21 protein-coding genes are annotated in these 23,465 nt (G+C 59.3%); 6 read left to right on the forward strand and 15 right to left on the reverse strand.

All coding sequences use genetic code 11. The annotated features are described in order from the left end of the window. Positions 1-48: 48 nt before the first annotated feature. From IB266_RS06600 to IB266_RS06630, 7 genes are all read right to left on the reverse strand, one after another. Positions 49-1,203 carry a M20 family metallopeptidase gene (locus tag IB266_RS06600; RefSeq protein WP_192260637.1) on the reverse strand — a complete coding sequence of 385 codons (1,155 nt, stop codon included), beginning with the start codon at positions 1,201-1,203 and terminating at the stop codon, positions 49-51. Beyond that, complete coding sequence (locus IB266_RS06605; protein WP_192260638.1) at positions 1,200-2,624, reverse strand: M20 family metallopeptidase; 1,425 nt, start codon at positions 2,622-2,624, stop codon at positions 1,200-1,202. The genes IB266_RS06600 and IB266_RS06605 overlap by 4 nt, the downstream gene beginning before the upstream one ends. Then, a complete protein-coding gene (locus IB266_RS06610; protein ID WP_192260639.1) occupies positions 2,621-3,610 on the reverse strand; it encodes an ABC transporter ATP-binding protein in 990 nt (329 codons plus the stop codon). Before IB266_RS06610 ends, IB266_RS06605 begins: the two co-directional genes overlap by 4 nt. Then, positions 3,607-4,623, reverse strand: a complete 1,017-nt coding sequence (locus tag IB266_RS06615; protein ID WP_192260640.1) for an ABC transporter ATP-binding protein — start codon at positions 4,621-4,623, stop codon at positions 3,607-3,609. Before IB266_RS06615 ends, IB266_RS06610 begins: the two co-directional genes overlap by 4 nt. Before the next feature lie 47 nt (positions 4,624-4,670). Beyond that, positions 4,671-5,573, reverse strand: coding sequence for an ABC transporter permease (locus IB266_RS06620; RefSeq protein WP_192260641.1), 903 nt, complete (start codon positions 5,571-5,573; stop codon positions 4,671-4,673). A 9-nt stretch (positions 5,574-5,582) separates the two neighbouring features. Then, complete coding sequence (locus IB266_RS06625) at positions 5,583-6,500, reverse strand: ABC transporter permease (protein WP_092165408.1); 918 nt, start codon at positions 6,498-6,500, stop codon at positions 5,583-5,585. 105 nt (positions 6,501-6,605) lie between these two features. Continuing rightward, positions 6,606-8,126 carry an ABC transporter substrate-binding protein gene (locus IB266_RS06630; RefSeq protein WP_192260642.1) on the reverse strand — a complete coding sequence of 507 codons (1,521 nt, stop codon included), beginning with the start codon at positions 8,124-8,126 and terminating at the stop codon, positions 6,606-6,608. A 186-nt stretch (positions 8,127-8,312) separates the two neighbouring features. Here IB266_RS06630 and IB266_RS06635 point away from each other — a divergent pair, with 186 nt between their 5' ends. Then, the gene (locus IB266_RS06635) at positions 8,313-9,227 is read left to right on the forward strand and encodes a LysR substrate-binding domain-containing protein (protein ID WP_192260643.1); all 915 of its coding nucleotides are present in this window, start codon (positions 8,313-8,315) and stop codon (positions 9,225-9,227) included. Between the two features lie 54 nt (positions 9,228-9,281). On the opposite strand, the gene IB266_RS06640 is transcribed toward IB266_RS06635, so the two are convergent. The 5 genes from IB266_RS06640 to IB266_RS06660 form a co-directional block, all read right to left on the reverse strand. Beyond that, entirely contained in the window at positions 9,282-12,191 is a 2,910-nt protein-coding gene (locus IB266_RS06640; protein ID WP_192260644.1) for a DUF4132 domain-containing protein, read from the reverse strand. 30 nt (positions 12,192-12,221) lie between these two features. After that, the gene (locus IB266_RS06645) at positions 12,222-12,662 is read right to left on the reverse strand and encodes a hypothetical protein (RefSeq protein ID WP_192260645.1); all 441 of its coding nucleotides are present in this window, start codon (positions 12,660-12,662) and stop codon (positions 12,222-12,224) included. Positions 12,663-12,832: 170 nt separating this feature from the next. Further along, entirely contained in the window at positions 12,833-13,108 is a 276-nt protein-coding gene (locus IB266_RS06650) for a hypothetical protein (RefSeq protein ID WP_060742842.1), read from the reverse strand. Between the two features lie 443 nt (positions 13,109-13,551). Next, positions 13,552-14,292: an NADPH-dependent F420 reductase gene (locus tag IB266_RS06655; RefSeq protein WP_318646586.1), complete on the reverse strand. Its 741-nt coding sequence runs from the start codon at positions 14,290-14,292 to the stop codon at positions 13,552-13,554. A 187-nt stretch (positions 14,293-14,479) separates the two neighbouring features. Continuing rightward, the gene (locus IB266_RS06660; protein ID WP_192260647.1) at positions 14,480-15,238 is read right to left on the reverse strand and encodes an SDR family oxidoreductase; all 759 of its coding nucleotides are present in this window, start codon (positions 15,236-15,238) and stop codon (positions 14,480-14,482) included. A 122-nt stretch (positions 15,239-15,360) separates the two neighbouring features. Here IB266_RS06660 and IB266_RS06665 point away from each other — a divergent pair, with 122 nt between their 5' ends. From IB266_RS06665 to IB266_RS06680, 4 genes are all read left to right on the forward strand, one after another. After that, positions 15,361-15,933, forward strand: coding sequence for a TetR/AcrR family transcriptional regulator (locus IB266_RS06665; protein WP_192260648.1), 573 nt, complete (start codon positions 15,361-15,363; stop codon positions 15,931-15,933). Between the two features lie 75 nt (positions 15,934-16,008). Continuing rightward, positions 16,009-16,914, forward strand: coding sequence for a transcriptional regulator GcvA (gene gcvA / locus IB266_RS06670; protein WP_192260649.1), 906 nt, complete (start codon positions 16,009-16,011; stop codon positions 16,912-16,914). 68 nt (positions 16,915-16,982) lie between these two features. Continuing rightward, positions 16,983-17,810, forward strand: a complete 828-nt coding sequence (locus IB266_RS06675) for a DMT family transporter (protein WP_192260650.1) — start codon at positions 16,983-16,985, stop codon at positions 17,808-17,810. Between the two features lie 33 nt (positions 17,811-17,843). After that, entirely contained in the window at positions 17,844-18,605 is a 762-nt protein-coding gene (locus IB266_RS06680) for an SDR family oxidoreductase (RefSeq protein ID WP_192260651.1), read from the forward strand. Between the two features lie 105 nt (positions 18,606-18,710). On the opposite strand, the gene dctA is transcribed toward IB266_RS06680, so the two are convergent. Further along, positions 18,711-20,018: a C4-dicarboxylate transporter DctA gene (dctA, locus tag IB266_RS06685; protein WP_192260652.1), complete on the reverse strand. Its 1,308-nt coding sequence runs from the start codon at positions 20,016-20,018 to the stop codon at positions 18,711-18,713. A 102-nt stretch (positions 20,019-20,120) separates the two neighbouring features. Next, positions 20,121-21,290, reverse strand: coding sequence for a mandelate racemase/muconate lactonizing enzyme family protein (locus IB266_RS06690; RefSeq protein ID WP_192260653.1), 1,170 nt, complete (start codon positions 21,288-21,290; stop codon positions 20,121-20,123). A gap of 99 nt (positions 21,291-21,389) precedes the next feature. Between IB266_RS06690 and IB266_RS06695 the strand changes: the two genes are divergently transcribed. Further along, entirely contained in the window at positions 21,390-22,271 is an 882-nt protein-coding gene (locus IB266_RS06695) for a LysR family transcriptional regulator (RefSeq protein ID WP_192260654.1), read from the forward strand. 74 nt (positions 22,272-22,345) lie between these two features. Here IB266_RS06695 and IB266_RS06700 read toward each other — a convergent pair whose 3' ends face one another. Then, on the reverse strand, positions 22,346-23,323 hold the full coding sequence (locus IB266_RS06700) for an aliphatic sulfonate ABC transporter substrate-binding protein (RefSeq protein WP_192260655.1): 978 nt from the start codon (positions 23,321-23,323) through the stop codon (positions 22,346-22,348). Positions 23,324-23,465 lie beyond the last annotated feature (142 nt).

Genomic DNA, 23,465 nt, shown 5'->3' on the forward strand with positions numbered 1-23,465 from the left:
TCCTGCTCTTGTTCTTGCTTTGGACTTTGATCTCGACGCCCCGTTATCTCAACTGCTCTCGCCGACAGCCAGGATGGTCGCCACCAACGCCTGGGCGCGAGGCACCAGCGTGTCCAGTTCCAGGTATTCGCGATCGGTATGGACTTTGCCACCCACCGGCCCGAGGCCACACAGGGTTGGAATGCCCAGGCTGGCGGTGAACCCGGAGTCGGCACAACCGCCGGTGAACTCGCCTTCGACGCTGAAACCCAGTGCCAAGGCTTTTTGTTGGTAGATGTGCAGCAATCGTTCGCTGTGACGGGCCTCCATCGGTAGAAAAGTGGTCGCTTCCTTGAGGATGGCATGGGTGCCGATCAGTTCTTCTTCGGCGACGATGGCCAGGATTGCCGTAAGGATTTGATCCCAGTGCTTGAGTTCGATGAAGCGTACATCCAGCCGGGCCGAGGCGCTCGGTGCGACGGTGTTGCTGGATGTGCCCCCGGATATCAGGCCCACATTAGTCGTGATGCCGGCCGAGTAATCGGTCAAGGCATGGAGCTTGACGATCTTGCGTGCCAGGGCCTCGATGGCGCTGGCGCCGTCGGCATGGTTGACCCCGGCATGCGCCGCGCGCCCGAAGACTTCGATGATCAGCGTGGCGCCGCCTTTGCGCGCGCTGACCACGTTGCCGCTGGCCCGGCCGGGTTCGGTATTGAGCACGGCGCGGGCAGCACGGGCGGTGTGTTCGATATGGGGCCTGGCGCTGCCGGAGCCGATTTCCTCGTCACCGGTGTAGAGGACCTGCACCGGATAGGGCAACTGACCGGCGCGCTTGAGTGCCTTGAGCGCAAAGCAATTGAGCACCAGGCCGCCTTTCATGTCGGCGACGCCGGGGCCATGGGCGAGGTCGCCATCGCGGCTGTAGCCCCGCGTCGCGGTGGTGCCTTTGGGGAACACCGTGTCGCGATGGCCCAGCAGCAACACCGGCTTTCCAGGTTCGCCTGGCACTTCGGCGAGTAGCACGTCGCCAAAACCATCGACCGGCATGCGCTTGAGCAGGATGCCGTCGGCTTCCAGTTCTGCTGCGAGCAGCGCGCCCACCGCGTCGACGCCGGCCTTGTCATAGCTGTTGGAGTCGGTGTCGACGATACGCTGCAGCAACGCTTCCATGGCGGGGCGCTGGTCGGCAAGCCAGTCCAGCGCCTGTTGTGGCGTGGCATTCATTGCGCCTGCTCCCGCAACTGATGTGCCTGGGTCAGGCGTGCCCCGTCGTTGCCCAGGTCCCAGAACAGCCCGGCCATGATTTGCAGGCTTTCCTTGACCACCGGTGCCAGCAAGTGCTCGTTTGGTGCATGTTGCGAGCAGGCCGGGTACGAGTGCGGCACCCACAAGGTTGGCAGGCCGAGCACGTCGGCGAACACATCGTTGGGCAGCGAGCCACCGAGGTTTGGCAGCAGCGCGGGTTTTTTGCCGGTGGTCTGTGCCAAGGAACTGAGCGCCCAATTGACCCATGGGCTTTGCGGGTCCAGCCGAGTGGCATGCATCACCTCGACGTGGCTTTGCTTGACCTCGACATTGTTGAAACCATGAGCATCCAGGTGGGCACGCACCGCCGGGATAAAGGTCGTGTAGTCGCTGTTCACCACGAAACGGATATGGCAGTGGGCATTGGCCTTGCCGGGGATCGCATGCACGGGGGCGTCCGGGTTGCCGGTCTTGAAGGCGATGACGTCGAGGGTGTTCCAGCCGAACACCTTTTCGCTCAGGGAGAGCTCGGGGTTACCCCAGTTGGCGTCGATTTCCGGGTCGCCCGGTCCGCCACCCACCTCAATATCGGCCAGTGCCTGGCGAACCGGTTCAGGCAGTGTCTCGGGCATCAGGCCCGCCACTTTCACCCGACCGTGCTCATCGACCATGCTCGCGATGGCATTGGCCAGAATGATCCCGGGGTTGGCCAGCAACCCACCCCAGTTGCCAGAGTGATGGGCGCCTTCACGCAGATTGACCACCAGCTCGAAGTTGAACACCCCCCGTGAGCCGAGAAAAATCGTCGGTCGTGATGCCGCCAGGCGTGGGCCGTCCGAGGCGATGAAAATATCCGCCGCGAGCTCTTCGCTGTGGGCGGCACAGAACGCGTTCAAGCCCGGCGAGCCTTCTTCTTCGCCCATTTCCAGCAGCAGCTTGACGTTGAACCCCAACTTGCCGTCGCGAGCCTTGAGCGTTTGCTCCAGCGCGGTCAGGTTGATCAGGTGCTGGCCTTTGTTATCCGCCGTGCCGCGGCCGTACCAGCGATCGCCCTCGGCAATGACTTGCCACGGCGACAGGCCTTCACGCCATTGGGCTTCATAGCCGCGCACCACATCACCGTGGCCGTAGCTGAGCACGGTCGGCAGTTCCGGATGCTCGATGCGGGTGGCGATCATGAAAGGACCGCGCTCTGCCACCGGGTTGTCATAGATCTTGACGCTGAAGCCCATCGCCTCGACATGCGGGGTGATGAACTCATGGAGGTAGCGATACAACTCGGGCCGGCTGTCCGTTGCCTGGCTTTCGGTGTGCAAGGCGACGCTGCGTTCGAGCAGATTGAAAAATGCGCCGTTGTCAAATTGCGCTGTGGTGTTGCTGATGGCCAGTGAACGACTCATGAGTGGACAAGCTCCAGTGTTTGGGCGGGACTGTCGTGAAGGTGGCAACGCACGTTGCCGCCGATAATCGGATCATTGGCCGGGTAGGCCGTTTTGCAGGGGGCGAAGCAGCTCGGGCAGCGCGGGTGGAAAGCGCAGCCGGACGGTGGTGACATCGGATTGGGAAAGGTGCCGTGCAGGCCGATTTCGGGAATGCCCAGGCGCGGATCGGGTGTGAGCACCGAATCCAGCAAGGCGCGGGTATACGGGTGGCCGGGCTCAGCGAACAACGATTCGCGAGTCCGTTCTTCGACGATGCGCCCCAGGTACATCACCGCGACCCGGTCGGCGAGGTGTTCGATGACCGCCAGGTTGTGGCTGATCAGCAGATAGGTCAGGCCGAATTCGCGCTTGAGGTCTTGCAGCAGGTTGAGAATCTGCGCCTGCACCGACACGTCCAGCGCCGAGGTGGGTTCGTCGCAGATCAACACGTCAGGGCGCATGATCAACGCCCGGGCAATGGCCACCCGTTGCCGCTGGCCGCCGGACAGTTGGCTCGGATAGCTGTCGATGACCCGCTTGGGCAGACCGACCACATCGAGCATCGCTTCGGTCTTCTTGCGTCGCTCGGCGGGGCTGCCGATGTCATGCACGATCAGCGGCAGGGTAATGATTTCCCGCAGTGTCTTGCGTGGGTTCAGCGAGGAATACGGGTCCTGGAATATCGGCTGGATGTGCCGGGCCATTTCCTTGCGATCTGTCGCCGCCAGATGTTTGCCATTGACCAGCACATCGCCGCTGGTAGGCGCCAACAGACCGAGCAGTAGCTTTGCCAGGGTACTTTTTCCGCAACCGGACTCACCTACCAGGCCGAGGGTCTCGCCACGCATCAGGCGCAGGGAAACACCATCCACGGCTTTCAGGATGGCGGCGGGTTTGAAAAAGCCCTTGTTGATCCGAAACTCGCGACGGATGTCACACAGTTCCAACGTGATGTCTTTTTTCATGACCTTGCGCGCTCCAGAAGGCGAATCGGTGCCGGGGTCGGTGCGGCGAACAGGCAGCGCGCCATGTGTCCGTCCTGCTCGACTTCGCAGATGTCTTGCGCGCAGGCCGGTATCGCCTGGGCGCAACGATTGCGGAACGCGCAACCTTGCTGTTCGCCCACCAGGCTGGGCACCAGGCCTGGAATTGAACCCAGGGCCTCGCCCGGTTTGGTCTGTCCAGGGATTGGAATACTAGCCAGCAGACCACGGGTGTACGGATGCTGCGGGTTCTCGAACAGTTGCAGGGCAGGGGCGGTTTCGACGATTTCCCCGGCGTACATCACCGCGACCCGATCGGCGATCCGTGCCACCAGCCCAAGGTCGTGGGTGATGAAGATCACCGCCAGGCCGAGCTCTTTCTGAATGTCGCGGATCAAGCGCAGGATCTGCGCCTGGATGGTCACGTCCAGGGCCGTGGTGGGCTCATCGGCGATGATCAGGTCCGGTTCGCACATCAACGCCATGGCGATGATCACCCGCTGGCGCAAACCGCCAGACAGTTGATGCGGATACTGACGCAAGCGCTCGGTGGCATTGCTGATACCGACTTTCTCCAGCATCTGCCCGGCGCGAACCAGGGCATCCTTGCGCGACACCTTGCGATGCTGGGTCAGCACTTCGCTGAGCTGATCGCCAATGCTGTAGGCCGGGTTCAGCGAGGTCATCGGTTCCTGGAAGATCATCGCCAGACGGTTTCCGCGCAGGTCGCACATGTGCCGTTCGCTCTGGCCGATCATGTCGATGCCGTCCAGTGTCAGCCGGGACGCGGTGCGTTTGGCCTTGCGTGGCAACAGGTCCATCAGCGCCAGCGACGTCAAGGATTTACCGCAGCCGGATTCGCCGACGATGCACAACATTTCACCGCGTTCGACTTCAAAGCTCAGACCGCGCACTGCATGCAGCATGTCATCCGGCGTCGGGCTGTTGCCCATGGGGATGTCCACGCGCAGGTTTTCAACATGGAGTAGTGCCATGTTCGGTACCCTCTATTAGTAAGGCCGTCTATCAATAAGGCCGTCTATCAGTTGCGACCGTCGGGCAGGATCAGATCGCGCAGACCATCGCCCACCAGGTTGATGCCCAGCACCAGAATCATCAGGGCGACGCCAGGAATGGCGATGACCCACGGGGAAAAGAACATGTAGGGTTTGCCCTCAGCGATCATCAAGCCCCAGGACGGCGTCGGCGGCTGCACGCCAACCCCAAGGAACGACAGGGCCGACTCCAGCAGGATCGCGTGGGCCATTTCCAGCGTCGCGACGACGATCAGTGCGCCGACCAGATTGGGCAGGATTTCACTGACCAGAATGCGCAGGGTCGAGCAGCCCAGTGCCTGGGCCGACGCCACATATTCAGCATCGCGAATCTGTTGCACCGAAGCCCTGACCACCACCGCGAAGCGATCCCATAACAGGCAGCCGAGCAGCACGATCACCACTTTCAGCGAGCCGCCCATCAACGAGGCCGAGGCCAGCGCGACCATCACGACCGGCATCGCCAGCCGAGTGGTGATCAGGTAGCTGATGAACGCATCGACCTTGCCGCCGTAGTAACCCGCCAACAGCCCCATGACAGTGCCGATAAAGCCGGAAATCAACGCCGCCGAAATGCCGATGAACAGTGAGATACGTGCGCCGTAGAGCAATCGCGACAGGTAGTCTCGGCCCAGTTTGTCGGTGCCGAGGACGTATTCCCAGGTGCCGTTGGCCATCCATACCGGCGGTTTCATGCGCAGCATCACGTCTTGTGCATAAGGGTCGTAAGGTGCCAGCCACGGCGCGAACAGTGCACCGGCGAAGATGATCAGTAACAACACCGCGCCGATGGCGAAACCACGATGGCGGAAGCTCTTGCCAAGGACTCGGCTCAGGCTGCTGGGTGGTGGCAGGTAATCATTGATCGCGAGGGTAGTGGGGGTGCTCATATAAGCCTCCTAGCGCACGCGAATGCGCGGGTCGAGCAGTGCGTTGAGCACATCGGCCAGCAAGGTGAGGATGATGTAGATCACCGCAATCAGCAGGACCACGGCCTGTACCACCGGAAAGTCATCGCGGGCGATGGCATCCCAGGCGAGTTGTCCGATGCCTTGCAGGGAGAACACGGTTTCGATCACCACCGAACCGCCGAGCATGAAACCGAACTCCACCGCCGCCAGCGCGACGACCGGAATCAGGGCGTTGCGCAGCGCGTGCTTGAACAACACACGGGCAGGGCGCAGGCCCTTGGCGCGGGCGGTGCGGATGTAATCGGAACTGAGCACATCAAGCATGCCTGCACGGGTCAGGCGCATGATTGCCGGCGTCGCGTAGTAGCCCAAGGCAATGGCCGGCATGACGAAGTGCAGCAGGGTCGAATTGCCGGACACCGGCAGCCACTTGAGCGTCACCGCGAACACCACGATCAACATCAACGCAAACCAGAAACTGGGCATGGCCTGGCCCAGTACCGCAATGCTCAAGGCCAGTCGGTCGACCCAGGTGTCGCGCTTGACCGCGGCCAGCACGCCCAGTGGAATCGCCACCAGCAAGGCGATGCCCAGCGCCAGGGCACCTAACCCGAGGGTGATCGGCAAGCGGCTGGCGACGAGGTTGTAGACCGATTCCTGAAAGAAAAACGAGTTACCCAGGTCCAGCCGCAGCAAATCGCCCAGCCAGTTGAAGTACTGGGTCGGTAGCGGTTTGTTCAAACCGTATTGCACGCGGATCTGTTCGATCTGTTCGCTGGTGGCTTCCGGTCCGCCAATGGCCGTGGCCAGGTCGCCGGACAGGTGCAACAGAGAAAAGCTGATCACCGACACGGTAATGGCCACGCAAATAGCGATGCCCAGCCGGCGCAGAAGGAATCCAAGCATGGCAAGTTTCCTCATATCCAATGGATGGCATGTGTGAGGAGGTATCCGTGGTGCGGGTTGGTCCGCAAGCCACGGCACCTCTCGATCAATCCGCTCGGTTGCGGATTACTTCCAGCTGGACTGAACGAAACGCGGCAGCTCATCCGGGTACGACGTGAACGCCAGTTCGGAGGTGTAGGCGTAGTTCATCGAGTAGTTGAACAGCGGCGCCCAGTACGCCTGTTCGCTGATGCGCTGCAACGCCTTGCGGTAGTTGTCCTTGCGCAATTGCGGGTCGAGGGCGTTGTCAGCGGTCTGCAGCCAGCCCTGGACTTGCGGATCCTTGATGTTGTCGTCCGGGTTGCCCTTGAACCAGGTGCCGGCCGACGCCGAGGTGTCGAGGATCGAGAACGAGCCCCAGGCCTGAAACGACATGGGCACCTTGCCGCCACGTTGCTGATCGCGCAGGGCGGCGTACTTCAAGAAGCGCAGCTTGGCGTTGATGCCCACGGCGCGCAGGTTGCCGATGATGGCTTCGACGTAATCACGGTCGCGATAAGCGAAGATTTCGGTCTCGAAGCCATTGGGGTAACCGGCTTCGGCGAGCAGCGCCTTGGCCTTGGCCGGGTCGTAATTGTAGACCGTGGCCGCGGAGGTATCGCAGCCGAACTGGCCTGGATAACAGGCAACCTGCAGGGGTTTGGCTTCGCCCCCCACCAATTGCGTGGCCAGCGCATTGCGGTTGATCGCATGGTTGATGGCCTGACGCACCTTGAGGTTTTTCATCGGCGAGTTTTCAGTGGAGGTGCCCCGGGCATCAAGAATCAGGAAGCCGATACGCATGGTTTCGCCGCTGGTCACGGTCAGGTTCGGCATGCCTTTGAGGTCGACTGCCTGATCCGAGGTCACGCGCCAGGTCCAGTCGACACCATCGGTCATCAACTCGGCCAGGCGGGTTTCAGCATCCGGGATCACCCGGAACTTGAGGTGGCCGATATGGGGCTTGCCTTGTGGGCTGTCTGGAAAGTAGTCCTTGTTGATCTCCATGGCCACGCCTTCGCCAGCCACCACCGACACGGCTTTATAGGGTCCGGTACCGATTGGCTTGCGGCTGAATTCGGCCAGGCCGACCTTCTCGAAATACTGCTTGGGGAACATCGGAACGGCGTTGGACAGGTATTCCAGTGCCGGAGGGAAGGGCTTCTTCAAATGCAGGCGGACGCTGTAGTCACCGGTTTTTTCGGCGCTCTTGATCCAGTCTACGTTTTGCACGGTAACGACTTTCGCTTCGGGCGACACCACGTAGTTGAGGGTGAACACCACGTCGTCGGCAGTGAAGGTATCGCCGTTGTGAAATTTGACGCCTTTGCGCAGCTCGAAGTCGATGGTGGTGTCATCGACCTGTGTCCAGTGGGTGGCCAACATGGGCTGGTATTCGCCGCTGTTGGGATCGCGGTAGATCAGGTTGTCCCAGATCAGCCGGCCGAGAATCACGCCTTCGCGTAGATCGTTGTGATAGGGACTGATGTTTTCAGGCTCGCTGTCGGAAGCGTAAACCAGGGTGTCGTTGGCTTTACCGGCATGAGCCGGAAAACTGCTGATGAGGCCCATCAGCGCGATAGTGCAGGCGAAACCTTTGATGCCCATGCCGTCGTCTCCGTTGGCGAGAGTGGTTGAATCAAAGGGCAGCGAATCGCAAACGCGGAAAGGAGGGTAAAAAGACCAGGTCATGTTTTTTTTGATCTGGACACGAATGTAGGGAAAGGCTATCAATGCCGCAAGAATAATATTTCGATACTTCCTTTGCCGAAAAGGCAAACCTTGGGGGCGCCGATGCAGCTGTATGGTGTGCAGTCCACGGCACTGCGCTATTTTCTTGAAGTGGCGCGATGCGGATCGATCAGCGAAGCCTCGGTACGGCTGAACGTCGCGGCGTCAGCGGTGAGCCGGCAGATTGCCAAGCTTGAATTGGCCCTGGATGCCAGCCTGTTCGAGCGTCGTGCCCGGGGCATGGTGCTGAGCGAGGCGGGGGCACGACTGGCGGCTTATGCGCGCAAGTCGCAGCTTGAGGCCGAGCAGGTGGTGCTGGAAATTACCGAGCTGCATGGCTTGCAACGAGGTCATGTGCGTGTTGCCTGCTCGGAAGGCTTTGCGCTGGAATACATGCCCAGGACCATCAGCGCGTTCCGGCGTGAGTATCAGGGCATTCATTTCACATTGGAGGTCTGTGCGCCTGCCGAAGCGACCGAGAAGGTTCGCTCCGGCGAAGCCGATCTGGCGATGACCTTCAGCCTGACGCCGCAAAAGGAAATCAAGGTCGAACATGTCCTGAGCGGGGCGATTTTTGCCGTGGTCTCCAACGCCCATCCTTTGGCCGGACGTGAAGCGGTCAGCCTCGCTGAGCTGCAACCCTGGCCCATTGCGTTACCCAAGGCCGACACCACGATACGGCAACTGTTCGACATCTGTTGCGGTGTACAGGGCTTGTTGTTCGACCCGGTGTTGACCACTAATTACGTTGCCTCGCTCTACAGCTTCGTCCGCGAAGAGGGGGGTATCAGCCTGGCCAGCGAAATGACCTTGCACAAGCAGGTGGCGGACAAGGCACTGCAATGCTTGCCGATCCTCGATGAAGGCATGCATGCGCGGCGCATCGAACTGCAAAGCATGGCTGGACGCAATCTACCGGCAGCGGTTTGTGCATTCAGGGATTTTCTGATTGCGGATCTGGCGAAGGCCAAGCTCTGAGCCGGGTGAGTGTGTTTTCAATGCTTGCATGACGTCATTCGATTTTCTTGACCATCAGCCGCCGCGCTGTATTTGCTCCAGGATCAGGCTATCGGTGATGTTCATGTCATCCAGCAACAGAAACATCTTGCTCAGCACCTCGGCCATTTTCTTGTCGGTGTCGGCGAACGGCAGGTAGAACTCCGTGGCGTGGCTGCCCGCGGGCACGATGCACAGGTAATTGCCGGGTTCGATATGGATGGCGGCGCTGCCCAGATGAATGCGGTAGTTCGCACGCTGGCCGGTAATGTGCAGAAAATGCCCTTCGCATTTAACGTTTCGCAACCCTAGCCCTTGAATCAGCTCGCCGACCAGTTCGGCGCGTCGTTGCACGGTTTCGTGGCTGGTGCTGTAGTCGTCTGCGGCGTGGGCCACGGAGACCAGCAGGTCGGCGTCGCGCATGACTTCCGAGAACAGCAGCGGCGGTACTTGTTCAAGAGGGATGGCTTTGTGGTCGCGGTGGAACGCAATCGTGTCGAAGGTAAAGTGTTCTGTTTCCGAGAGGTAATGACCGGTATCCAGAAAGTTGAACAGAGCGTAAATGCCGTGCTCCTTGCTCTCGTAATAGATGTCCTCGACGCTGGAGGTCGACCAGTTGCGGACCTGTAGCAACCGGGCGGCGACTTTGGCTTTCAGGCGGTGGCCGGCAAAGCGGTTGGACCACAGGCCGGTGTCTCGCTCGGCCGGTGTGAGCAGGTACAACTCGCGAAAGGCCTGTTTGAACGGCTGCACGCGGCGATGGGTCACCACGTCTTTCTGCCAGGCCGACAGTTGCCCTGCCGTGAACAGATGAAAAGGGTGAGCGATACGCAGGGTCTTTTCAGCGACGTGTTGGCGGCCTTCTAGGTCCGTCACCGTCAGCGTTGCGACATCGAGCCAGCCCAGCGCAGCCTCGTCGGCCTGCACGATCAGTTGTTCCAGCAGCAGGCGAACGGCGGGCATTTTCAACAGCGGCTTCAGGTCGTCCAGAGCCAGGGTTTCGCCGCTGCTCATCATCGCTTCCAGGGTGCGGCAGAAGCGGCCGATCTGCTCCTTGAGCTGGGTCTGCTGCGTTTTGAGGGCGATGAAGTCTGCGTTCTTGCGAATCGCCGGCGGTGCGGTTTTGAGCGTCTTTGCGGCCTTGCAGATGTGCAACGTGGGTGACAAGCCGTCGATGACGAGGGTGACGTCATAGCCATCGATGGTGGCGGCTGTCAGGGCGGATTCGGCGATCTCCGATTCCATGGCCCATTCCAGGCGAATCGCCGAGGGGTAGCCGGCGACACGCGCCAGGTTTTCCAGGCCTGCCTGCACCGCTGCGTGGGAGTTGGCCTGGCGTTCAGCGCCGTACTTGCGCACCTCTTTGTGCAGTTTCTTGAGCGTCAGATAGCGCTGGCGTACATCGTCAGAATCCGTGACCGGCAGCAAGCCATAGATACGCATCGCCGCCTGTGCATGGCGGGTCAACTTCTTTTCCAGCGCCGCTCGACCGATGCCCTGGTAGGCGTCGAGCAGCACACGGGTCTCGGGAAATGCCCAATGCGAGGGTTCGAGCGCCGCGAGGTACTCGCGCAGGTGGTCTGGGTCGGCCTCGGCCAGCGCCTTGTCCAGCAGGTAGCGGTCCACCACACCCACGGTTTCATCCAGCGTATTGGGCAGGTCGGTGCCCCAGCCGGATCGAGGTGCCAGGGCAATGTTCAGGTATTCACGCTGGAAGGCGTGCAGATCGCTCCAGCCGAGCGCATCGAGCACCACCCGGCTGGCTTGTCCGGCGTAGGGCAGGGCGGTCAGCAGGGTATTTCTTGAAAAGCCGGACAACGCCGCGAGCAGCGCTGCCGATTGGTCTTTGGGCAAATCCTGAAGCAGCAGGAAGCATTGGAGCACCGCGGCCGTATCGCCGAAGCTGTCAAAGTCCGCCGGCGTCATGCCCAGTCGTTCGATGACCGCCAAGGCCTGCAGCAACCAGCGGGTCTGATACACCTCGACCGAGCGGAAGGTGTCAGCCAGCCTCTCGGCGTCATCGGGCAATCCAGCCAGGGCGTCCTCGACGTAACGAGCGGTGAAGTTCGCCAGTTCCGAGGGCACTTCGGTGGGGGCGTCGTCAGGCTGAGATGACTCATCATCGCTGTCTTGCGGGTCATCGTCGTTTGAGTTGTCTTCGTCGAAATCTTCATCGACGTACCGGTTCAGGTCCACATCGTCGCTGTCCAGTCCGGTGTCGTCTGAGTAGAACATCATGGCGCGGCCCCAGGTATTGGCCGCCCGGACGAAGCGCGGGTAATCGAGGCGACCCGCTTCCATCAGGCCCAGGGCGATGCGCCTGATTTCCTTGTGCCCGTAGATGTATGCATCGGCGATTTTCCTTTGCTCACCACCCGGCGTTGAAGGCGGCTGCTCGCGGTTCCAGCTGCCGTCCAACAACCATTCGGCGAAGGTCTGCCAGGCCGAGGTGGACGGGTAATCGCTCAGGCGCTGGATGCAAGCCTGAACATCGGGGAAGGCCCAGGCCTGGTCCGGACTTCTTCGGTAATAGGCAGGGCCATCTTCGTCAGTGGGCAGTGGATAGTCACTGTCCTCGAAGGCAAATTGCAGCATGTGCCGCAGTCGCGCGCAGATCTGCTCCAGCGCATAGGCATCCGGGTGAGCCGTGACCCAGGCATCGCAGAGTCGATATTGCAGACCGTAGCGCTGTTGATCGCGGCGGTCCTCCAGATCGTCCCAAACGGTCGGGAACACAAAACCATCAGCCAGTGCCTTGGGTCCATCCTCGGGATGCTGCCTGACCCAGTCATCGGCCAGGCGCAGCAAGTCGATACCGTCCCAGAAATCGGGCTCGAACTCGTCATGCTGGCTGAGCTCGGGATAGTCATCCAGCGCTCTATCACAGAATGCTCGCAGTGCTGCGAGGCGTGTGGCTTGTTCAGGCACAGGACGGCGTGACGGCATGATGTTGTCCGAAGAAGTGAGTGACGAGGATCAACCGCCAAGCAGCGGTACCAAGCGGATAAACGCGAGGGTGGAAGGGGGACTCAGTTCGATTGTCTCATCGAGTCTTTGCAGCATGACGCCGTTGTGCAGGACGCGGAACGCACGGCTTTCAAAACCCCTCAAGGCTCGTTCGACCTCAACGCCGACATCCAGGTCTGCAGGCGCGCAGGCCTGGGGCATGATCACCGCGCCTTCACTGGCTTGCCGAAGAATGTCCCGCTCGCTCAGGTATTGGCGGTCGAGTACTTCACGCATCGACACGTGTGCCAGCCAGTGCTGGACCGACAGCGCGGCGATCTGTTCGGCAACGGTCAGGCGAATGAGCTCGGCGACCGTCAAGGTCGATGCGGTCGGTGTCAGGGAGACAGGGGGCAGCAAAGGCTCTTGGCGTGCGCCTTTCAGGCAATAGCTATGAACCACGAACTCCATGACGCATTCCTTGCAAACCAGGCCAGCCGGGCGGATGGCACCGTAGCATAGCCCTGTGTGCAGTAAATTTCATCGCGCCGCGGTCTCTTTTCATCTTTACGATATTCGCCGGTCAGCCTCCCTGTGCCGAGCGGCCGATGAACTTCTGTTGTCGGCGAAAAACCGTAATGTTAAGGCTGGACTGTGCTCTTGGTGGAGACGATTTTGCCGTAGCCTTCTATCGGCGACGTCTCGACCACCACCGTACGCTCGCTGCGACATTTGAACTTCACACCTTTGCGCGGCGCCATGACTCTGGCCGTCTCCATGCACATTGCCCTGGTCGCGAAGGTAGGCCCTGGTTTTCGCTCCTCGACACAACCTTCGATGCCACTGCAGATCGTCATCACAACAAAATAAACAGTCATCATCTCGGTATTGCTCCCTTGCGCGATGCGAGTGAACACATCCTGTAGTCCAGGTCGGCTGGCCTAAACGTTTAGCGGGGTTGCCTTCGGATAATGAGCTTCGATTTAAATCGCCAGCAATGGCACGTTGGTACCGCGCGTCGGGAAACTGTCGCTGTATTAATATATTTTTATTTCATCGATTTTTATGCCAATAACTTGGCGTCATCCGCGTGCCGGGGGAGGGTGAACGCGGGGGCCATGAACACCCGAGAACCCTGTGGGAGCCGAGCTTGCTTGCGATAGCGTCGGTACATCCAACATCACTACCAGCTGACCCAGCGCTAGCGCGTTCCACACAGGGAATTTGTAGTGAGCGCCCGATCAGGCCATACCCCAATCGCTGCTCAGCATACGGGTCGCATCCTGACGGATTGGATTCACCGATGGGGTCGATCCATTCACCACTTCGATGCCGTCAACCTCTGCGCGTAATCCGGCAATCAGGCTGTCATTGCACGATTCGTTGCAACAATTTGCTCATGGGTGAACTGACTCCCATAAGCCATGAACTTGGCTAGAAGTGCGTCCCGGTTTTGAGGCGCCTTCGTTTTATCTGCCGCACATAAGGCCGATTTCAGCTCCGGCAACGTCAGTTCGGTGCAATACGCTGGCGTGCCTGGTTGCTGGCGCCATGACTCCTCAAGGCTACCAGCGGCAAGCGCGGTGAAACCGGTATCTTCGACAAGATCCTGCGCGATTGCCTCGGCATTGGCGTCATCCCCGGCGACAGGCAAGGCGATGCGTGTTGAAGACCCGGTGGGTTGGCCTTTGTCGGCAAGCGTCGCTGCGAGGACGGCGTTCCATGCCTTGATGATCGGACGGCCAATCTGCTCGCTTACCCAGACGCTCTCTGGCTTGCCGTCGTCTACTTCTTTGATTGACCCGTCACGTCCTGGATAGTAATTGGATGTGTCAATGACGACGACTTTGTCGGGAACATTACTCAACGTCTGCTTGAGATCAGGGTATTTCGCGAAGGGGATCGAGAGGATAACAACGTCCACCTCGGACACGGCATCTTCCTTGGTCACCGCCTGTACACCGATTTCGTTGGCAAGGTTCTGAATGCTCCGAGGGGCCTTCGAGTTTGCCAGTTTAATCTCATGGCCGCACGCAGCGAGCTTACGGGCAAGGGTAGCCCCGATGTTGCCGGCGCCGATAATTCCGATTTTCATTTCAATGACCTCCTCGTATATCAACAACTATTCAGTGACCCGCTTGGCTGGGTGTGCGAATGAATTAAGCGTGTCGCGAAGATCCAGTAATTCTATGTCTCAACACATCAACCACGCTGAGTAGGAGTCTCCTTCAGGCGCTATTCAAACAAGCGGTGCCCCGTCGAGGCAGGTGCTACCGACACGGTTAACATCATTCTGCCGGTGGTTTGTATCCTGCCAGCATTTTCAATACCTCATCGTGTGCCCCGTTCGCTTCAGCAAGCCGCAATGGCTTGGCACGTTCGACGACAAGTTCGCGTGGGGTCGGGGTGATCTCGAGCAGTTCGAAGATTTCATCCAAGAACTCATCCAAAGGCATGGCGTGTTCGTCATTTTCCTGACCGAGCAAAGTGGTCCGCACACCCGGTGGCGCAAGCTCGATAACCTCGACTGACGAATCCTCCAGCTGCACGCGAAGACTTTGAGTGAACGAATGAACGGCCGCTTTGGTTGCGCTGTAGGTCGGTGTCGCAGGCAGTGGGACAAATGCCAAAGCCGAACTGACATTCACGATCGTTGCACTGGGCTGCTTGATCAGTTGGGGCGTGAAGGCATACACCATGCGAATCGTGCCAAGCAGATTCGTTGTCACGATATCTTCGGCTGTGCTCAGGTATTGGGAATCAGTCAGATCCTCCCAGTGCATGATGCCCGCGTTGTTTATCAGAACGTTCAGATTCGGGTGGCTGATCGCAAGCGCTTCGCGGGTGCGCTGGATGGATTGCGGATCGGCGACGTCCAGTAATACCGATTCAATACCTGGATGTTCCGACACGATCTTGTCGAGCAGAGCCTTGCGACGTCCCGCGATGATGACGTTGTTTCCCGCCTTGTGAAGCCTGAGCGCCAGGCCGAGGCCTATGCCTGAAGTGCTGCCGGTAACCAGGATCGTGTTGCCAGTGCTGTTCATAGTAAACTCCGGTACGGGTAGATAAGCGGACAGATGTCCACTTGCTAAAAAAACTACCGGACAACTGTCCGCTTTGCAATGCAGCGAAGGAAAAAACTTTGCCCAGGAATGACGAGTTGGCGATGCGTTCTGACGCCAAGAAAAACCGAGAACGAATTCTGAAGGTCGCTGTGGCGCAGCTGACACTCGATCCTGCGGTCCCGCTGAGCGCGATTGCGAAGAAAGCAGGAGTGGGACAGGGCACGTTCTATCGCCATTTCGCCAACAGAGAGGAACTGGTATTCGAGGTTTATCAATTCGAAATGCAGCAAGTGGCCTCGTTGGCGGAACAGCTGCTCGCGACAAAACCCCCCAAGGAAGCCCTCCGAGAATGGATGGATTGCCTCGCTGAATATGCAATGACGAAGGCGGGACTTGCGACCGCGATACGACAAGCAGCTTCCACTTACGAGTTTCCAGGGAAGTCGGGGTACGCCCCCGTCCAGGCAGCAGCCGAGTCGCTTTTGAGGGCGAATGAAAAGGCTGGAACGATTCGTAGCGGGGTTACCCACGACGACTTTTTTCTAGCCACTGCCGGAATATGGCAAATAGATTGCCAGGGCGAATGGCGCTCACGTCTTGCCAGATTGATGGACTTGGTCATGGATGGTCTATGCGCTGGCAGCCCTGAAAGCCTGAAGGAGAGAAACCAGTAGCGGTCGGCGAACAGCTGTCTACAACGACAGATGCAAAGACGCTAGCATGAGCGTTTACTCATAGAAGGGAACATCATGCGAAACCTTCCTCCTTCTTCGAGCCTGCGCGCCTTTGAAGCCGCTACGCGGCACGCCACGTTCACCGCGGCAGCAGAGGAGTTGCATGTCACACAGAGCGCAGTGAGCCACCAGCTCAAGCATTTGGAACAGCTCTGGGGATTGCAACTGTTTCATCGCGGTAACTCGCTGCACCTGACTTCGGCAGGCGCAGCGCTTGCGCCCATCGTGCGGGAATTCTTCATGACGCTCGAGGCCACCCTGGCCGATTTGCGCGAGCAAAACGGGCGGCAGCGGCTGAGCGTGAGCACGACCTATTCTTTCGCCTTGAAGTGGTTGCTGCCCAGGCTTCCTGATTTGGCGCAAGCGCATCCGGAAATCCTGCTGACCCTGGACAGTACCGATAGCCCCATTAACTTCTCGACGACAGACCCGGACGTGGCCATCCGCCTGGGCAACGGGCATTTCCCTTCGCTGTTTTCAGAATTCCTGTTCCGCGAGCAGATTTTCCCGGTCGCCAGCCCAGCGTTGCTTGCCCGCTTTGGTACGCCTCAAACGGCCGCCGAATTGCTGCGCTATCCACTGCTTACGCGCGATGGCGCAGCGTTGGTGCCGAAATGGGAGCAGTGGTTTGCCCAGGTGGGCGTCGAGGTCACGACCTTGAAGGAAAGCATTCGCTACGCAGATACCAATATGACCATCGAGGCGGCGCTCCTGGGACAAGGTATCGCGCTGGCACGCAGCGGGCATGTCGAAGCAGAGCTCAATGACGGCCGTCTTGAAAGGCTTTTCGAACTGCCGTGCGCATCGCCCCTGGCGTATTACTTCGTATGCCCCAAAGGGATCGAGGCTCAGCCTCATATCACCGGCTTTCGTCGTTGGCTGGTTACCCAGGCCCTGGACGCTCAGCACGCTTATGCATGAGGTTTTCCTCATGTCGGGATGAAGAGACTTTGCTTTTTTAGCGCGACTCGATCGGTCTAGGATGATGCATGCCTTTACACATCATCTGCCTCGTCTTGTTCGCCGCGCTGCTACACGCCAGTTGGAATGCCATGCTGCGTGGGGGAGCCGACCGTTTGTGGTCCATGACCATCATGTGCATGGCGATAGCCCTGGCGAGCGTCATCGTGGCGGCGCTGCTGGCACCGCCCGCCCGTGCCAGCTGGTTCTGCGCCGGACTCTCCGCGGTATTGCACGTGGGCTACAACCTGTTCCTGGTGCGCAGTTACAAGTCCGGCGACCTGGGCCAGACCTATCCAATCGCCCGCGGTGTATCCCCGATCCTGATTGTCCTGGCCGCTTCGCTGTTCGCGGGCGAACGCGTGGCGCCGAGTGGACTGCTGGGTATTGCGTTGGTGTCGACCGGAATCCTGTCGCTGGCTTATACCGGGCGCCGGCGGGCGTTGCCTGACTTGCCCTACGCACTGGGAACCGGTTTTTTCATTGCCGCTTACAGCGTTGTCGATGGCATAGGTGTTCGCCTCTCCGGGGCGCCAATGGCCTACACCGCCTGGATGTGCCTGTTGTGGGGCGTGATGATGCCCCTGGTTTATATCGGACTGCGAGATGCCAGGAGCCTCTTTGCCTTGCGGCCAGGTATCGCCGTGGCCTTCGCTGGCGGGCTGGTTTCATTGCTGGCCTACGGCGTCGTGATCTATGCCATGGCCCATGCCCCGATGGGGGCGGTGTCCGCCCTGCGCGAAACCAGTGTCATGTTCGCCGCTTTGATCGGGTACGCATTTCTTGGCGAAGCATTGACCTTGCGCAAGCTGTTGGCCTGCGCCGTCATTGCCCTCGGTACGCTGGTGATCGGCTGACGCTGCTTTTTCATTTGGCTGTGAGGATTGACCATGAATGACCGTTCGCAAAAACCCGTGATCCTGATCACCGGAGGCGGGCGCGGGATCGGGGCGGCGACCGCCCTGCTGGCCGCTGAGCAAGGTTACGACGTCGTGCTGACCTACATCGCCGATGAGGCGTCGGCGTTGTCGGTGGCAGCGCAAGTCGAGGCCAAGGGGGGCCGTGCCTTGGCGGTGCGTGCCGATAACGCCGACCCCGCACAGGTCGCCGAACTCTTCGCCACCCTTGACCTGCGCTTCGGACGAATCGATGTGCTGGTCAACAACGCTTCGATATTGGCCCGCCAATCTCGCTTGGAGGATCTTGGCTTCGAGCGCATGCAGCGAATCTTTGCGGTCAACACCTTGGGCCCGATGCTCTGCGCGCAACATGCGACCCGGCGCATGGCCTACCGTTATGGCGGGCGTGGCGGTGCGGTCATCAATATCTCTTCGGCGTCAGCCCGCCTCGGTAGCCCGAATGAATACGTGGACTACGCAGCGTCCAAGGGGGCGGTTGAAACGTTCACGACCGGTTATGCCAAGGAAGTGGCCCGGGAGGGTATTCGTGTCAACTGCGTTCGACCCGGGCATATCTATACCCAGATGCATGCGAGTGGGGGAGAGCCGGGCAGAGTCGACCGGGTGAAGGAGACGATCCCCATGGGCCGTGGCGGCCAGCCGGAGGAGGTCGCGCGGGCCATTCTCTGGTTGGCGGGGCCGCAGGCTTCGTTTGTGACGGGTACCTTTCTGGATGTGACCGGAGGGAAGTAGACCGGCTATCGAGTTCTTCTTTCAAATGACAGCGTCCGATTATTGCCGCTACACCACGACCGGTCATGCCGTGTTCGAAGCGGCATGACCGGAGCGCTTTGTGGATTATTTTTGCGCCAGCAATGCCTTTCTTGCCGCCTTGTCATGTTTCATGGCAGCGATTTCACGCTCGCAGGCCTCGATATCGAACGAGTTGTCCCACTTGGCAATGGCGATGGTGCCGATGCCGTTACCGATCAGGTTGGTCACGGCTCGCGCTTCGTTCAGGAACCGGTCAATGCCCAAGAGCAAAACCAGGCCTACCAGAGGAATGGAGTGGATGGTTGTGAGCGTTGCGGCCAGCGTTACGAAGCCCGCACCCGCCACGCCAGCCGAGCCTTTTGAGGTCAGCAGGAATACGCCCAGCAGAATCATCTGATCCATAAAGGTCAGTGGTGTGTTGGTCGCCTGGGCGATAAAGATGGCGGCCATGGTGAGATAGATGCAGGTGCCGTCCGCATTGAAGGTGTACCCCGTTGGCAACACCATGCCCACTACCGATTTTTTACAGCCAAGCTTTTCGAGCTTCACCATCATTCGCGGCAGTACGGCTTCGGTGGAGCAGGTACCGAGCGTGATGAGAATTTCATCCTTGAAATAACGCAGGAATTGCATGAGTGGCATGCCCGACCATCTAGCCACCGTACCCAGCACTATCACGATGAAAATCAAGGTCGTGGTGTAGAGCGCGACCAGCAACTGGCCGAGTGACAGCAAGGTACCAATACCGTACTTGCCGATGGTGAAAGCCATACCTGCACCGGCACCAATCGGCGCCAAGCGCATCACCATTGCAACAACCTTGAAAAGCCCTTGCAGGAACAGGTCAATGGTGTTGATCAGCGGCTTGCTGGTTTCGCCCATTTGAACCAGGGCAACACCCATCAATACCGACAGCAGGATGACCTGGAGCATGACGCCATTGGAAAATGCGCCAAGGAAGGTCGGCGGGATGATATTGAGAAAGAAATCAATGATGCCGCCTTGCTCACTGGCCGCTTGGCTGTATTTACCAATAGCACTTGCATCAAGTGCGCTAGCGTTGATGTTCATACCCACGCCAGGCTTCACGATGTTGACCACAATGAGGCCAACAACCAAGGCGATGGTTGAAAGGATCTCGAAGTAGACCAGCGCTTTTACGCCAATCCGCCCGACCTCCTTGATACTGCCCATCTTCGCGATACCCACGACGACGGTACCGAAAATAATGGGCGCCAACAGCATTTTGATCAGCTTGATGAAGCCATCGGCGAAGGGTTGGAGCTTGGCTCCGATATCGGGCGCGAAGTAACCGATTGCCGCACCGATCACGATGCCGATCAGCACTTGCACGTACAGCTGGCTGTACCAGCGAGACTTGGAAATTTCCACGGAAGCACCTCATTTTATTTTTGTGATGGGCATGTGGCTTGGCGTCAGTGGAGAACGCCTGCTTCTGCGGTCTTTTTCAGAAAGACCGCAGAACGAGAGGGATCAGCCTTCGCCCAGCTCACGCATGACGGCGTACAAAGCGGACTTGGCTTCGAAGCCAACACCTGGAATATCCGGCAGGCCGACATAACCGTTTTCGACACGGATGCCGTCAGCGAAACCGCCAAAGGGCTGGAACACATCGGGGTACGATTCGTTGCCGCCCAGGTTCAAGCCCGCGGCGATGTTCAGGGACATCTGGTGACCACCGTGAGGCACTACGCGGCGGGAAGACCAACCCATTTCCTCCATCACCTTAAGGGTGCGCATGTACTCCACGAGCCCGTAGGACAGCGCACAGTCGAACTGGAGGTAGTCACGATCAGGGCGCATGCCGCCGTGGCGCAGAAGGTTGCGGGCGTCCTGATGGGAGAACAGGTTTTCGCCGGTCGCCATGGGCAGTTCATAGTGGTTGGCAAGCTCAGCCTGCAAGGCGTAGTCCAGCGGGTCGCCGACCTCTTCGTACCAGAAGAGGTTGTACTGCTTGATGGCCTCCGCGTAAGCAATACCTGTCTGAAGATCGAAGCGACCATTGGCATCGACCGCCAGTCGACGACCGTCTCCAACCACTTCAAGTACCGCCTCGATGCGACGGATATCCTCATCCAGTGGCACTGCACCAATCTTCATCTTGACGACATCGTAGCCACGATCCAGATAGCTCTGCATTTCCGCTTTGAGCTTGGTCTGGTCTTTGCCTGGGTAGTAGTAGCCTCCCGCTGCATAGACCCAAACCTTGTCATCCGCCACGCCGTTACGGTAGCGGTCAGCCAGCAGGCGATACAGCGGTTTGCCCTCAATCTTGGCAACGGCGTCCCATACCGCCATGTCGATGGTGCCAACGGCGACCGAGCGCTCGCCGTGGCCACCCGGTTTTTCGTTGGTCATCAAGGTCTTCCAGATGGCGAACGGATCCAGGTTGTTGTGCTCATGATCGACGAGCGTATCTGGATCCGCTTCCGTGATTCGTGCCAGGAAGCGATCACGCATCAGGGCGCCTTGGCCATAGCGACCATTGGAGTTGAAACCGTAGCCGATGACAGGCTTCCCCTCGCGAATCACGTCCGTGATGACAGCCACGACCGAGCAGGTCATTTTCGAAAAATCGATATAGGCATTGGCGATTGGGGAGGCAATCGAAACGGTTTTTTCACGAATGTCTACGATGCGCATGGCGGGTTCCTCTTGTTGTTGATGGCCCCACGTTATGCGTTGCGATGCCCCCCGCCCAATGCTATTAATGCCGGACCCTATGCACAGGAGGCATGGCCCTTGGAGCTCGTTTGGCTTGAAGATTTCTCGGCGCTTGCGGAGTACGGCAGCTTCGTTCGGGCGGCTGAGGCGCGGCACGTTACCCAGCCCGCATTCAGTCGCAGGGTGCGTTCATTGGAGAGTTGGATGGGGGTGCAGTTGTTCGTTCGAACGCCTCAAGGCGCGACGCTTACTGAAGCAGGCAGGCAAATTTTGCCAAGTGCTCAGGAGGCGGCCAGGCGCTTGTACAGAATGCGCAACGAGGCTCAAGAGATCGCTGGAATGGCCGCCAAGTCGCTTCAGTTTGCGGCCACTCACTCCCTGTCGTTTACATTTTTTCCAAAGTGGCTTCGAAGCTCGGAGAGCGGTGCGCCAATCGAGGCTGTGCAACTGCATTCGGCTAGCATGGCAGCCTGTGAGCAGATGCTCATACACGGCCAGGTTCAGTTTTTGCTTTGCCACCGCCATCCCGACGTTCCTCCTCTGCTAGCCCCTGATCAGTTCATTGGCAAGAAGGTGGGTGAGGACGTTCTCGTTCCCCTTGCGAGTGCTTCCGCTAACTTCGGCACCTCGCCTGCGGCATTGCCATACCTCGCTTACACCCATGAGTCCGGATTGGGGCGTATCGTCGCTCACAGATTGCGTGGCAAAGAGGATTACCTTCACCTCAAACCACTTTTTAGCAGCCACCTTGCAGCGGTACTCATGTCCATGGCCCTGGAAAGCAAAGGTGTGGCTTGGCTGCCCAAGAGCCTTACCGAACAGGAAATACTGGATGGACGCTTAGTCCGGGCGCTCGACGAAAGCTGGGATATACCTCTGGAAATTCATCTGACCCGTCCAACAGCGCCACTCAGTCAATCGGCCGAAGAGTTCTGGGGCAGGGTGGGCAGCCGCGCTTGATTGCTGGTGTTCTTCGCTAAGTAACGGTTCCGTTAGTCGAACGTTTACGGCGTGAGGCGTGGTCTGGCACCGTGTCAAGGTGCCCAGATTCCCACATCGCGGGCATCCACCGACTTGGGTAACAGCCCGGCGGCGAAAAAGGCATCGGCGATTTTCTGCTGTTCATCCAGTTGGTCGGCTTTTACCGGTTGTACCTGGTAACTGCGGTGGGCGTTGGCCGCTTCGACCGTCTCCACATCGAGATTGCCCCACAACGGGCCCAGGACCTGCGCCGCGTCGCGGGGATGGTTCTTTATCCAGTTGCCAGCGTCCTGCAGTTGCTCGTATACCACCTTCAGCACTTCAGGGTGCGCCTTGGCGTAGGGGGTGCTGGTCAGGTAGTAACGCTTGTAGCTGGCCAGCCCGCTGCCGTCAGCCAGGGTTCGCGTTGGTAGCTGCCGCTGCACACCGCTGAGGAACGGTTCCCATGTGACCCAGGCATCGACTTTATGATTCTCGAATGCCGCCCGGCCATCCGCGGGGGACAGGTAGGCCGGCTGGATGTCCGAGAACTTCAGGCCTGCCTTGTTCAGGGCCGCGATCAACAGGTAGTGGGCACCCGCCGCCTTGGTGACCGCGACTTTCTTGCCTTTCAGATCCGCCAGTTGCTGCAAGGGGGAATCCTTGGCCACGACAATGGCCTGGGCCGAGGGCGAGGGCGCTTCCTGTGCGAAGTAAGTCAGCTTGGCCTGCGCGGCCTGAGCGAATATCGGCACGGTATCGGCCACGTCGGCGCTGACGTCGACATTACCGACATTCAATGCTTCTAGCAGTGGCAGGCCGCTGGGAAACTCGTGCCAGCTCACATCGATGTCTGCCTGGGCGAGCGCCTTGTCCAGTTTGCCTTGGGTTTTCAGCAGCGTAATCAGGGTCGATGATTTCTGGTAACCGATGCGCAGGGTTTCCCGAGCCTGGGCCGGGAGCGCAAGAGTGGACAGGACCAGTGCAACGACCAGGCCGGTCAGAGCGGGGTGATGCAATATCGCCCGGGGATGGTTGATGAGTCTTGACATGGCATGCTCGACATTGACTAAGGGGTGGATGAACACCACGGAATCCTATGGTTATAAAAACCAATTTATAAATACTTTTTGTGCATTAGCTTAGGCGTCTTTGCACTCGTCAAAACGGCCACTGCTGGCCAATTGCGTCGGG

Source organism: Pseudomonas sp. Pdm06 (assembly GCF_014851795.1).
Classification (GTDB): Bacteria; Pseudomonadota; Gammaproteobacteria; order Pseudomonadales; family Pseudomonadaceae; genus Aquipseudomonas; species Aquipseudomonas fluorescens_AA.